Annotated in this window: 12 protein-coding genes; 4 read left to right on the top strand and 8 right to left on the bottom strand. The window is 42.7% G+C overall.

All coding sequences use genetic code 11. From position 1 onward, the window contains the following. Positions 1-231 precede the first annotated feature (231 nt). From ACTRWI_RS02520 to ACTRWI_RS02505, 4 genes are all read right to left on the bottom strand, one after another. Entirely contained in the window at positions 232-741 is a 510-nt protein-coding gene (locus tag ACTRWI_RS02520) for a YchJ family protein (RefSeq protein ID WP_499129086.1), read from the bottom strand. A 113-nt stretch (positions 742-854) separates the two neighbouring features. Then, positions 855-2,066 carry an EAL and HDOD domain-containing protein gene (locus ACTRWI_RS02515; protein ID WP_499129084.1) on the bottom strand — a complete coding sequence of 404 codons (1,212 nt, stop codon included), beginning with the start codon at positions 2,064-2,066 and terminating at the stop codon, positions 855-857. A gap of 111 nt (positions 2,067-2,177) precedes the next feature. Further along, entirely contained in the window at positions 2,178-2,924 is a 747-nt protein-coding gene (lpxH, locus tag ACTRWI_RS02510) for a UDP-2,3-diacylglucosamine diphosphatase (RefSeq protein WP_499129082.1), read from the bottom strand. An 83-nt stretch (positions 2,925-3,007) separates the two neighbouring features. Beyond that, entirely contained in the window at positions 3,008-3,502 is a 495-nt protein-coding gene (locus ACTRWI_RS02505; RefSeq protein ID WP_004742032.1) for a peptidylprolyl isomerase, read from the bottom strand. A 189-nt stretch (positions 3,503-3,691) separates the two neighbouring features. Here ACTRWI_RS02505 and cysS point away from each other — a divergent pair, with 189 nt between their 5' ends. Continuing rightward, positions 3,692-5,077: a cysteine--tRNA ligase gene (cysS, locus tag ACTRWI_RS02500; protein WP_499129079.1), complete on the top strand. Its 1,386-nt coding sequence runs from the start codon at positions 3,692-3,694 to the stop codon at positions 5,075-5,077. Between the two features lie 98 nt (positions 5,078-5,175). After that, positions 5,176-5,754 carry a thymidine kinase gene (locus tag ACTRWI_RS02495; RefSeq protein WP_499129077.1) on the top strand — a complete coding sequence of 193 codons (579 nt, stop codon included), beginning with the start codon at positions 5,176-5,178 and terminating at the stop codon, positions 5,752-5,754. A 99-nt stretch (positions 5,755-5,853) separates the two neighbouring features. Here the strand turns inward: ACTRWI_RS02495 and ACTRWI_RS02490 are convergent, their stop codons facing one another. The 3 genes from ACTRWI_RS02490 to ACTRWI_RS02480 form a co-directional block, all read right to left on the bottom strand. Beyond that, complete coding sequence (locus tag ACTRWI_RS02490; RefSeq protein ID WP_499129075.1) at positions 5,854-6,501, bottom strand: YdcF family protein; 648 nt, start codon at positions 6,499-6,501, stop codon at positions 5,854-5,856. Continuing rightward, positions 6,494-7,348 (bottom strand): NAD(P)H-binding protein, encoded by an 855-nt coding sequence (locus tag ACTRWI_RS02485; RefSeq protein WP_499129073.1) that lies wholly within the window; start codon positions 7,346-7,348, stop codon positions 6,494-6,496. Before ACTRWI_RS02485 ends, ACTRWI_RS02490 begins: the two co-directional genes overlap by 8 nt. Positions 7,349-7,460: 112 nt before the next feature. Beyond that, entirely contained in the window at positions 7,461-7,691 is a 231-nt protein-coding gene (locus ACTRWI_RS02480; protein WP_004742038.1) for a TIGR02647 family protein, read from the bottom strand. Positions 7,692-7,985: 294 nt separating this feature from the next. Between ACTRWI_RS02480 and ACTRWI_RS02475 the strand changes: the two genes are divergently transcribed. Together ACTRWI_RS02475 and focA are read left to right on the top strand one after the other, a co-directional pair. Further along, the gene (locus ACTRWI_RS02475) at positions 7,986-9,257 is read left to right on the top strand and encodes a hypothetical protein (RefSeq protein WP_499129071.1); all 1,272 of its coding nucleotides are present in this window, start codon (positions 7,986-7,988) and stop codon (positions 9,255-9,257) included. A gap of 362 nt (positions 9,258-9,619) precedes the next feature. Next, a complete protein-coding gene (gene focA / locus ACTRWI_RS02470; protein WP_499129070.1) occupies positions 9,620-10,462 on the top strand; it encodes a formate transporter FocA in 843 nt (280 codons plus the stop codon). 299 nt (positions 10,463-10,761) lie between these two features. Here focA and ACTRWI_RS02465 read toward each other — a convergent pair whose 3' ends face one another. Continuing rightward, positions 10,762-11,556, bottom strand: a complete 795-nt coding sequence (locus ACTRWI_RS02465) for an ABC transporter permease (protein ID WP_499129068.1) — start codon at positions 11,554-11,556, stop codon at positions 10,762-10,764. Positions 11,557-11,690: the final 134 nt, after the last annotated feature.

Raw genomic sequence — 11,690 nt, 5'->3', positions numbered from 1 at the left:
ACAAACGAGCTTTTAGTTCATTATTTATTCAATTTTTATCCGGAGCTCAGGTTAAGTAAGCTATCTTTCAGATACATCTAGATAATCTAAAGCCCTGTAAACAACTATGTTTACGGGGCTTTTTTAGTGTTCTATCATGTGTGTCTTTTTCACATTTAGGCCTCATCATTCCGAGAAGCCTAAGCGACATCAGGAATCTCTTCTTCTAATCTGACTTCCTATGCGTACGAGTTAGCCGCAGCACTTCTTGTATTTCTTACCGCTGCCGCAAATACACGGGTCATTGCGGCCGATCTTAAAGCTCTCTACGGTTTGGTTTAGGCGAGGGTCAATATCAGGCTCAGGTTGGCTCTGTTCTGGAAACTCACCATCGATATAGAACCAAAGGCCGTTTTCATGAACGAAACGAGAGCGTTCTTGCATACAGTATTGCGAGCCATCTTCATTAAAATAGACTTTAAATTCAACATAGCCCTCGTTTTCGTGGGAACCAGCAGCAGTGTCGATAACTTCTAAGCCTACCCAATCACTGTTGATCGAATCAGCAATGCCTTCTCTTTGTGCTTCAGCATTGCAGCTAGGATGGTAGGTAGCAACTACATAATCGACCAACCCTAAAACATGCGCGGAATAACGCGAGCGCATCAACTGCTCTGGGGTTTCAACTGAACTGTGATCAAGGTGTGCTGATTCACAGCACTGAGGGTAAGTATTGTTGCTACCACATGGGCATAAAGACATAATCAGATCCTGTAAAAATGGCCTCTGAGTAAGAGGCCATAAATGAATGCGTTGGAGTTTAACAAGAAATTAAGGTCCACTAAAGAGGACGTTTCTAGCAAGCCAATGGTTGATTAAGCAGGAGCTAACAAATCTTGCGCCCAAGCTGTCGCTTCGTCATAGGCGAGGCCGAGTTGAGCTTCACTGAGTTTGAGGAGTTTACGAATGCGGGTCGCTTCTTCCCATCGAGCTTGTTCGTAAGCAACAACCATGGCTAAGACCGCACCTAATACACCTTTGCGCAGTATTAGTGCTTGCTTTATCTCTTCGTCAATTGGCACAGAATCCAGAACCTGTTTTAACGGTTGATCGAACAATGAATCTAATAACGAGAACATACCAGTTAAGAAAGCTTGTCCTGGCTCCACTTTAACGTTCATCTTTTCGACTAACAGTTCACACTGGCGAGCGCGAATGACAGCTAAGCCGTAAAGTGAGTCAGGTTTGTCCTCCTTCGCAGACGCAATCGCTACAAGAGAAACAAATTTACGCAGCTTCTGCTCTCCTAGGTAAACTAATGCTTGTCGGAAAGAGCGGATGGTCGTTGCTGAGCCGCCTGCCGAGTTCACGTAGGTAAGCAGCTTATATGAAAGCGTAACATCTAAGGTGATCAGGCGCTCTACTTCGCCAAAATCAATAGGATCGATGGCGATCTCTTTCAACAGTTGCACGATAGTTAAAAAAGCAGGATTGAGTGCTCGAGTTTGAATCATTTTTGGCTTGCTAAAAAAGTAGCCTTGGAAGTAGCTGAAACCCACTCTATTTGCTTCTTGATATTCCTCATAAGTCTCTACTTTTTCAGCAAGAAACTTAATATCTAACCCTTTCAATGAGCTCATGAACATCGAAGCTTTTTCAATAGAGACTAAACGAATATCGAATTTGATAATCGATACGTAAGGTAGGAAACGCTTCCAAGCTTTACTTGGCACAAAGTCATCTAATGCAATCGTGTAACCAGCATCATAGATGGCCTTGATCGCCTCAAGTAACTCGTCAGTTGGTTCGCAGTCTTCTAGAACTTCAACGACTAAGCTTTCTTTGGGGAACAGAGTAGGGACTAAGTTGATTAGGCTTGCATAAGGGAAGTTAACGAAACCAAGCTTATCACCCAATGTATTGTAGTGAGTCGATAAGAAGTGGTCAGATAGCAAACGACTAGTAGCGAGTTCCGGTTCTACTTCAGGGAAAGTGTTTTTAGGACCATCCCTGAATAGCAACTCGTAACCTATGGTTTTCTTGTCTGCATCGAGTATTGGTTGACGCGCTACGTATGAATATTTCAACTTGGTACTGTGTTCGGTTTATTTAAGATGAAGAGATAATAGCTAATTCACTAGAAATTACCATACACAATCTAAGAAAGTCTGACCCACTATAATAATCAAATTGAAAGTTTAAGGCTGTTGTTGAAAGCTATTGCTAAACGCTCGATTCTGTAGTTCAAAACTTTGCGGAGTAAACACCAATACAGAGCCTTGTATATACCAATCACCAAGTACAATACGAGTTTTAGTGCAATTGTTAGCATCAAAAGTGTGGATGTTTGGACGATGGGTATGGCCGTGGATCATGAGGTCAACATTGTTTTTCTCCATCACGTTTTCGACCTCTTGCTGTGTCACATCCATGATTTCTAGCGACTTAGTCTGCTTATCATCTTTAATATCAGACTGAACTTTTGACACGATTTTCTTTTTAATAAAGAATGGAATTCTGTTGAAGACCCACTGTAGCCAAGGTTGATGTACTTTCTCACGGAAAGCGAGGTACTTTACGTCTTCAGTACATAGAGTGTCACCATGCAGTACCACGGCTTTTTGCCCGTAGATATCGATAGTCGTCACTTCGTCTAGAAGCTTCACACCAGTCTGCTTGGCAAATCTTTTCCCAACCAAAAAGTCACGGTTACCTTGCGTGAAGTAACAAGGGACACCAGCTTTCACCAAATCGATAAATGCTTGGCGAATAGAATTGGCGAATTCACTTTTATCGTCGTCACCAATCCAGAACTCAAACAGATCACCCAATACGTAGAGTGCATCCGCTTCTACCGCTTCATTTTTCATGAAGGTTAGGAAGCAGTCCGTGATGTCTTGTCGTGACGGAGCAAGGTGAAGGTCTGATATAAAATATGTTTTCATACAGTTTTAAAAAAAGGGAGCGAGTGCTCCCTTATCCTAATTATTGATTGTATCAATGGTGAATGCGAATCGAAAGAAAGTAATTAAGCTTCGATTGTAGTACCAGTAATGATCACTTCTTCTAGTGGTACGTCTTGGTGCATACCCATAGAACCAGTGCTAACACCTTTGATCTTGTTTACTACGTCCATGCCTTCTACAACTTCTGCGAATACACAGTAACCCCAACCGTCTAGGCTTTCGCTGCGGAAGTTAAGGAAAGAGTTGTCGTTTACGTTGATGAAGAATTGAGAGCTCGCTGAGTGCGGTTCCATAGTACGAGCCATTGCTAGCGTACCAACTTTGTTTGCTAGACCATTGTTTGCTTCATTCTTGATAGTCGCGCGAGTTGCTTTTTCTTTAAGGCCAGAAGTCATGCCGCCGCCTTGAATCATGAAACCATCGATAACACGGTGGAATAGTGTGTTGTCGTAGAAACCGTCACGGCAATACTGTAGGAAGTTTGCGCTTGTTTCTGGTGCTTTTTCTTCGTTTAGTTGAACTTTGATGTCACCAAAATTTGTGTGAAGGATGATCATGATTGTTACCTTAGTGTTTTTTTAATATGAAAGGCGATTCTAGCCTAGTTTGATTGAGTTTCAAAATACGAAATCGTCAATAGATAGCAAGGAGTTTAGCTGATTTGATGGTGAAAGGTATTACCTATTAAGGTATGACTTGTTATACTGCGAGCTTATTTTGATTAATCCATAAAATAGATAGAGATCATGCTAAAGATATATAACACGCTCACAAGACAGAAAGAGGAATTCAAACCAATTACAGCTGGCAAAGTCGGCATGTATGTCTGTGGGGTAACCATATACGATCTCTGTCATATTGGTCATGGCCGTACGTTCGTTTCTTTCGACGTTGTAACTCGTTACCTGCGCTACTTAGGTTACGACCTAACGTTTGTTCGTAACATCACAGATATCGATGACAAAATCATCAAGCGTGCGAACGAAAACGGTGAGTCTTGCGATTCTCTGACTGAGCGCTTAATCGGTGAAATGCACGCTGACTTCGATGCGTTAAACATGAAGCGTCCAGACGTTGAGCCTCGTGCAACGGAATTCATTACTGAGATCATTGAGCTTGTAGAAAAGCTGATTGAACGTGGTTTTGCTTATGTTGCAAGCAACGGCGATGTAATGTTTGAAGTTAAGAAGTTTGACGAATACGGCAAGCTTTCTAAGCAAGACCTAGATCAGCTTCAAGCTGGTGCTCGTGTTGATGTTGACTCTGCAAAACGTAGCCCGCTAGATTTCGTGGTTTGGAAAATGTCTAAGCCGGGTGAACCAACATGGGAATCACCATGGGGCCCAGGTCGTCCAGGTTGGCACATTGAATGTTCAGCAATGAACTCGTCTATTCTTGGTAATCACTTCGATATCCACGGTGGCGGTTCGGATCTGCAGTTCCCACACCACGAAAACGAAATCGCGCAATCTTGCTGTGCACACGGTACTGACTATGTAAACACATGGATGCACAGTGGCATGGTGATGGTAGACAGAGAGAAGATGTCTAAGTCTCTAGGTAACTTCTTCACTATCCGTGATGTCCTGGCACACTACGATGCGGAAACGGTTCGTTACTTCCTAATGTCTGGTCACTACCGTAGCCAACTTAACTACAGCGAAGACAACTTAAACCAAGCTCGTGCATCACTTGAGCGTCTGTACACATCACTTCGTGGTCTAGATCTTACTGCAGCACCTGCTGGTGGCGAAGAGTACGTTTCACGCTTTACCGCAGCGATGAACGATGACTTCAATACGCCAGAAGCATACTCAGTGCTGTTTGAAATGGCGCGTGAAATCAACCGTATCAAGACAGAAAGTATTGAAAAAGCGAGTGGACTTGGTGCATTGATGCGTGAGCTTGCGGATATCATCGGTATTCTTCACCAAGATCCAGAAGCTTTCTTACAAGGTGATGCTGCAGGTAACGATGACGAAGTGGCTGAAATCGAAGCGCTGATCAAATTGCGTAACGATTCTCGTGCTTCTAAGGATTGGGCAAATGCCGACCTTGCACGTGATAAGTTAAACGAATTAGGTATCGTTCTGGAAGACGGCCCAGAAGGTACGACTTGGCGTCGCAAGTAAATCTTATAAAAAAGGGCTGATTTTCAGCCCTTTTTTCTAGCAAAAATTCTCGAATTTCATCTTTTCAATATTCAACTTTACTAAACAGGAATATTTCTGTGGCTCAGATGTATTTTTATTACTCAGCAATGAATGCGGGTAAGTCGACAACGCTTCTTCAATCTTCATTCAACTACCAAGAGCGCGGCATGACGCCAGTTATCTTTACAGCAGCACTCGATGATCGCTACGGTATTGGTAAAGTGAGTTCTCGAATTGGTCTGCAATCTGAAGCGCAGCTTTTTAAGAATGACACGAATCTTTTCGAGGCGATTAACGAGCTGAACGAGCAAGAAAAGCGTCACTGTGTACTGATTGATGAGTGTCAGTTCTTGTCGAAAGAGCAGGTATATCAGTTAACTGAAGTGGTTGATAAACTCCATATTCCTGTACTGTGCTACGGTTTACGTACCGACTTCCTAGGTGAGTTATTTGAAGGCAGCCGTTATTTGCTGTCTTGGGCTGATAAACTGGTTGAGCTTAAAACTATCTGTCACTGTGGGCGCAAAGCTAACATGGTAATTCGTACTGATGAGCACGGTGTCGCGATCGCGGAAGGTGATCAAGTTGCAATTGGTGGCAACGACAAATACGTGTCTGTTTGTCGTCTTCACTACAAAGAGGCGCTTGGTAAATAAACACGTCTTAAGTCCTGTGGCAATAGCTGAAAGGCAAAGTGATAAAAAAGAAACGGTGGCTTAGTGTCACCGTTTTGTTTTCTTATTGGTTGTCGCGATCTATTCAAAGCCGAGCTTCTTAATCGCTTGATAGGCGTTATCTACTTCCTCAGGGATAGGCATTTCTATCTGAAAACCTTTAGCGGGGTACGATTTGATGCGTTCAAAATCCGCTACCAACGCGCCTAGCACCATATCTAATGGCAACTCCTCATTAAAGTAATCGACCCAGTCCTGCCATTTGGAGGTTACGGTTATTTGCGTTGTCTCTTCAGGCCATTGTTTACTGAAGGTCGCGTAGGTTCTTTTCTCCATAAAGGGCTTCTGCACTAAGGTCAGTCTTTTAGGAGATAATCCTAACTCAGTAAGTCGCTCGTGTGTGAAACGGACATTTTCTCCAGTATTTGTCGCGTGTTTTTCGATGACGATATCAGAATCAGGCACACCACAGTCTCTAGCAATGGCTGCAAAAGTTTCTGCTTCTGAGCGTTCAAAACTGCCTTCAGTAAATCGTCCGACGCCTCCAGAAAACACGATATAAGGTGCGACTTTCTGTTGGTAGAGCTCCGCTGCATATTCAGCAACGCGAGTGTCGTTACTGCACAATACAAAAATACAATCTGAGGGCTCAACCTCGTGTCCCATCGACATGAAATTCCAAAGGGTATCGATTGAGCGGTGAAGATTCTTTGGGGATTGCTTAGTCATGAAGAGCGTCCAATGTGGATTCAAATTTAAATGAATAACCTAAATCGAGGATCTTTTTCGAAGAAATCAGTTTATCTGGTTCATTAACGACAGGTGGGAGTGGCTCATTACTGTTGGCGCTTTTTAAAGCGGCAGCGTAGAACTCAGCTTTGCTTACCGTGTTTGGTGTCGTCACATTTGCGATTTCGTTATGTAGGTGGTTAATCGCAAAATCAACCGCGCCAATGGCGTCATCAAGGTGCAGCATATTCGCAGGGGCTTGGTTGCTCACTTGTTTTAGTTTACTGGCAAAGCGCGATGGGTGGCGATTAGGACCAATTAATCCACTAAAGCGAAGAATGGTGTAATCAATATCAGAATCCATCACTGAATGTTCAGCTTGAAGCATAATTCGCGCGTTATCGGAGAATGTGCAAGCGTCATCGCTGTCAGCGTTCGCAAGCGCAAGTGATGCATCCTGCTCGTATAAGATACCTGGCTTGGTTGGATACACCGTTGTTGAACTGACCATAATCAGTTTCTTAATATTGGCTTGCTGACAAGCTTTCGTAAGTAGCAGCCAATAGTCGGCATACTCTTTTCCTGCGCCTTTTCTAAAACCAGGGGGGAAGCTACCTATCACGATCTCGGAATTGTGTTCGAGAAATAAAGAATAGAGTTTTCCGACGGTTTGCTCTGGGTTTGACGAATCAAAGCTGAATACTTCGCAGGGAATACGTTCACTACTGATCGTATCTGCACCTGCTTGGGTCGTTTTAGTGACGACGACGCGGTTACTATGTCTCTCTAGGTGTTCAGATAAAGTTGCGCCTACCCATCCAGCACCAACAATAAATATAGAAGCCATCTGTTCCTCACAAAGACAAGCTATGGATTTAATAAGCCTAACAAACCTTTGGTCAAAAATGAAAAAACTCCACGGCCGAAGCGAGTGGAGTTTTTACTATAACCGTCGCGTTTTATTTAAGTACGCGAAGTAGCTTGTCTGCACGCTCTGCCATCTCAATACCTTCATCGGTCAGGTAACCGCCGTCTGGTTGAGTACAAAGGTTCTTTTCGAACAGGCGCTTAACAGCGTCTTGAGTTTCTTGGCTAGCCTCTTGATGAACTTTAATACCTGTAGCCGCGCTACTTACATCAAATTGAAGAAGGAGGTTTAAATCAGCAATATGTTCAGCGGTGTACTTCATAATTAACCTATATATTCATAACGTTCTCTACCTTCACCTTAGTGCGCATTCTCGGCTCAGACAACAGCAAATAAATAGATTTGATAACTGATACCAAATTGAATGATTAATTGTCGTATGGTGAACTTATTTTGGGTGCATTGAGCAATTTGTGCCCACTTAAATGGCGAATGATGTTTATTGCTAAGTGGTTGTAATATATTGTGTGACTAGAAATATACTGCATTCGGCTAATATGGTACAAAAAAGGAAATGCATCAGGTGAGAGCGAACAAATTAGCGTTAGTAATTAGTATGCTATTTGCAATCTCAGGTTGTCAAAGCACACCCTCAGAGCATACAGACGCAAGTCAAACCACAAACAACAATGAATCTGCAGTAGAGATCCGTTCGTTTCATTCTGTACAAGGTGTCTATACAGAGTGGCAGTCAAAGTTGGAAGACCACACTCAATTGTCTATTTATGCTCCTGAGAATTACAATGAACTGCTCGATGCATGGGAAGACGCGGAAAGTATTTATGCCGATTTACTCAAAGACGAGACGCGTCTTACTAAGAGTTATTCAATCTTCTCGAGCTTAACTTATGCTGAAGCCTTCGATGAGAAGATCGCGTTAATCAAATCAAACTATGATGCGATTCTCGTACTTAAGGAAAAGGCGGATAGGGTACTTGCCGATTCGATCGTGCAAATGGGGTACCTCAAAGATCTTGGTGCTGACACTATGTTCGCTTCGAGTTACAAACGATTGTATTCAGAATACAGCGAGCTATTTGAGTATGTGTTAGTCGATGAACTAGAGGACGCTCAAGAAGCTCAAGTTGAGTTCCTTAATAATGCACGCTTGTTGGAAGTGAAAGTCGCACACAAGAAATATATCGAACCGCTCAAAGACGAATTAGAGTATTTAGAAGATGAAGACTTTGATGATGTTGTACCGTTGACCTTTGCTAAGGCCGCTGCACAAATTGCATTAGCTGAGAATCAGGTCAAAGCGAGCCCTCGTGAAAAGTCCATTATCGAAGACGCAGCAAAAGCCGCAGAGTTTGAGTTGGACCACGTACGAAGCGTTGCTCATGAAGTAAAAGTACTTGCGAGTGTTAAAGGGGACAAGTTCGAACAATCGGTGCTGAATGCTGAGAATCAGTTATTAAGCATCTCACAGGCGATCAATGAAGAAGATTATCGTGACGTAGTACTGCGCCTTCAGTCTCAGAAGATTGTCTCAAGTATCAATGAGCTTAAAAGCTCAGATATGACAGCCATGCTTAAATCTGAGATTGAATCTTTAACTGGGCAGCTCGCGCAGTTAGAAAGAGAAAACCAGCTACAGGCGCAACAATTGTCTGAGGCAACAAAACGTAGTCAACTTCTAGACGAACAAGTAGCAAAGAGTGAGGCACATATTAAGAGCTTGGAAGAGCTAGTGGATAGTTTGAAGACTCCAGGCGGGAAGGTTGCTAATGAAAGTGATTCTGAACTGATGCCCACTAACACTGAATCAGAGCTTGAAGATACCAGGTTAGAATCGGTATCAGATGAAGTGGTTGACCCGTCGGTTTAGGACAACTAATCTCTTAATCTGCGACTGAGTTAAAAGCGCCTGAGAGCGCTTTTTTACGTTCTGTTGATCTATGTCAAAATCTGGATGCAAAAGCCCTAAAAATATGTTTTTAGTGTACGATATGTTTATTGGCTTATCGTAACTGGTTGATATTTATGGGTGTTTTGTTTTTGTTGGTAACAGGTTTTCATTCATCACAATTTTGCTTTTACTACTAAAGTCGTATGAAATTTCAATATCATTGTGAGTTTTGCATATTTTTGGTTGTTGAGCGGAATTTGAGTCAAAAATAGCTCTTGAATTCAGAAATGAAAGAGAGGATTATCGCGCTCCCGACGACATGTTTCAAAATGTAAATCATCATGAATCTAAACCAATTCGACTCATTATTACCGCCACAAATGGCAGAGCGCGCTGCAGATATTGGCGTAGGTAAAGCAACTAAAGATCCAATCAAATCTTTTCTACTAGCGATTTCAGCTGGTATTCATATCGGAATTGCGTTTGTGTTTTACACTATCGTTACTACCGGTGCTGGCGATTTGCCATGGGGTATCACTCGCCTATTGGGTGGTCTAGCATTTAGCTTGGGCTTAATTCTTGTTGTTGTCACTGGTGGTGAACTGTTTACAAGTTCAGTACTTACTTTGGTGGCTCGTGCAAGTGGTAAAATCACTTGGAAAACACTGATTAAGAACTGGGCGACGGTTTATATTGGTAACCTGATTGGGGCACTATTGCTCGTAACTTGTATGCTATTGACTAAGCAATACATGTTTGATCATGGGCAAGTTGGTTTGAACGCGATGGCGATTTCTCAACACAAGATGCATCACGATTTTATCCAAGCTGTCGCACTAGGCATCATGTGTAACGTGTTGGTTTGTATTGCAGTGTGGATGACCTTCAGTGGGCGCACGCTGACTGATAAAATCGCGGTAATGATTTTGCCAGTTGCGATGTTTGTATCATCAGGCTTTGAGCACTGTATTGCGAATATGTTCCAAGTACCGCTTGCTGTTGGTATTAAGATGTTCGCTCCTGCTGAGTTCTGGACGATGACTGGCGCTAACCCTGCGGACTATGTTGACCTTAACATGATGGACTTTCTGACCAATAACCTTCTTCCTGTGACTCTAGGTAATATCATCGGTGGTGGTATCTTTGTAGGCATGTGGTATTGGATGATTTATCTGCGTGACTAATTCAAATTCGGTGATTGCGCCGAACTGACTGCGACACTAAAAAGACGGCCTGCATCGCAGGCCGTTTTTTATGTGTGGAAAACCATGCCATAGGGTTCTTTCTTGAGTAGCAGAAGGCTTCGTAACTACGATTTACAGATGTGTATATCTCGTTGAAATTAACCACGGATCAAAGGTAATGATCTTTTGGGAGGGTGAACTGAATAAAAAAGGATCTATATTGATTTGGTTATCCACAGTTTCTGTGGATAACCTGTCTCAAATTCAGTGAGTAACCAGAGCTCACGGTAGGGGAGCGGCTATTTAGAAGCCTGATTTTGTGCAAGAACTCGACCTTCTTTGGTCAGTGATGTCTTCAAAGATAGGTGTAACGCAAGTGCCAAAGAGCAACTCATCATGACAAAAATAGCCAGCATGATCATCAGTTGATATTTAATAGCGATCATTGGTGAAGCCCCACCTAGAATTTGCCCAGTCATCATTCCTGGGAGCGTGACTAAGCCTGTAGTGGCCATCGACGCCATAATTGGTGACATCGCTTTCCCTATTGCGTTGCGTACAAATGGTGCGGCTGCGTAACTCGGTGTGGCTCCTAGAGCTATAGCTGCTTCATATTCTGATTTCTGTGTTTCGAAAGCGCCAAACAAGTTCTGTAATGCCACTATATTACTGCTTAAACTATTACCTAATAGCATCCCTGCAATGGGGATAAGGTATTGTGCACTAAACAAGGGTGTCGGCTTGATGATAAAGAAGCAGATAAACAAAACAATGGGTACGCACGTTACAGCAAGACCAACAGCAACTGGGCCAAGTAGCAGCTTTTTAGGTAGCTTGGATTTTTCGACAATCGAACTTGCTCCGACGACTATCATGGCAAATAACCACAGTAAGTTGACCCATAAGCTATTTAGAGTAAATAGGTACTCTAGATAAAGCCCTACCAGAAAGAGCTGTACAGCCATACGCACAATACTAATAGAAGCCTCTTTGCCTAGACCTAATTTCAGTTTGTGATTAATGGTGATTGGTAAGAGGAGAAGTGAGCTAAATAGCAGTAACTGCCACCAAGATATGTCGATAACATCTTGCATAGTGCTTCCTTTTTATTGGACACACATCATATCTGAAAGTGCCAAATGATGAATTTCAGTACGCCAGTTTTTTCTTCAATTGTTACGCAATAGCTTTAAAAATTACAGCCCAAAATATTGGTTATTTTAGGTAT

Source organism: Pseudoalteromonas sp. G5_S1_14_S5 (genome assembly GCF_054968605.1).
Note: the sequence above shows the minus strand (reverse complement) of the source record. Positions and strands in the feature narration are given on the sequence as shown.

What these genes read in the sequence shown, in the direction of transcription:
- lpxH (WP_499129082.1), bottom strand. Translation starts at nt 2,924, where the DNA reads ATGAAAACATATTTTATATCAGACCTTCACCTTGCTCCGTCACGACAA.
- ACTRWI_RS02465 (WP_499129068.1), bottom strand. Translation starts at nt 11,556, where the DNA reads ATGCAAGATGTTATCGACATATCTTGGTGGCAGTTACTGCTATTTAGC.
- cysS (WP_499129079.1), top strand. Translation starts at nt 3,692, where the DNA reads ATGCTAAAGATATATAACACGCTCACAAGACAGAAAGAGGAATTCAAA.
- ACTRWI_RS02485 (WP_499129073.1), bottom strand. Translation starts at nt 7,348, where the DNA reads ATGGCTTCTATATTTATTGTTGGTGCTGGATGGGTAGGCGCAACTTTA.
- ACTRWI_RS02475 (WP_499129071.1), top strand. Translation starts at nt 7,986, where the DNA reads ATGCTATTTGCAATCTCAGGTTGTCAAAGCACACCCTCAGAGCATACA.
- ACTRWI_RS02520 (WP_499129086.1), bottom strand. Translation starts at nt 741, where the DNA reads ATGTCTTTATGCCCATGTGGTAGCAACAATACTTACCCTCAGTGCTGT.
- ACTRWI_RS02505 (WP_004742032.1), bottom strand. Translation starts at nt 3,502, where the DNA reads ATGATCATCCTTCACACAAATTTTGGTGACATCAAAGTTCAACTAAAC.
- focA (WP_499129070.1), top strand. Translation starts at nt 9,620, where the DNA reads ATGAATCTAAACCAATTCGACTCATTATTACCGCCACAAATGGCAGAG.
- ACTRWI_RS02490 (WP_499129075.1), bottom strand. Translation starts at nt 6,501, where the DNA reads ATGACTAAGCAATCCCCAAAGAATCTTCACCGCTCAATCGATACCCTT.
- ACTRWI_RS02480 (WP_004742038.1), bottom strand. Translation starts at nt 7,691, where the DNA reads ATGAAGTACACCGCTGAACATATTGCTGATTTAAACCTCCTTCTTCAA.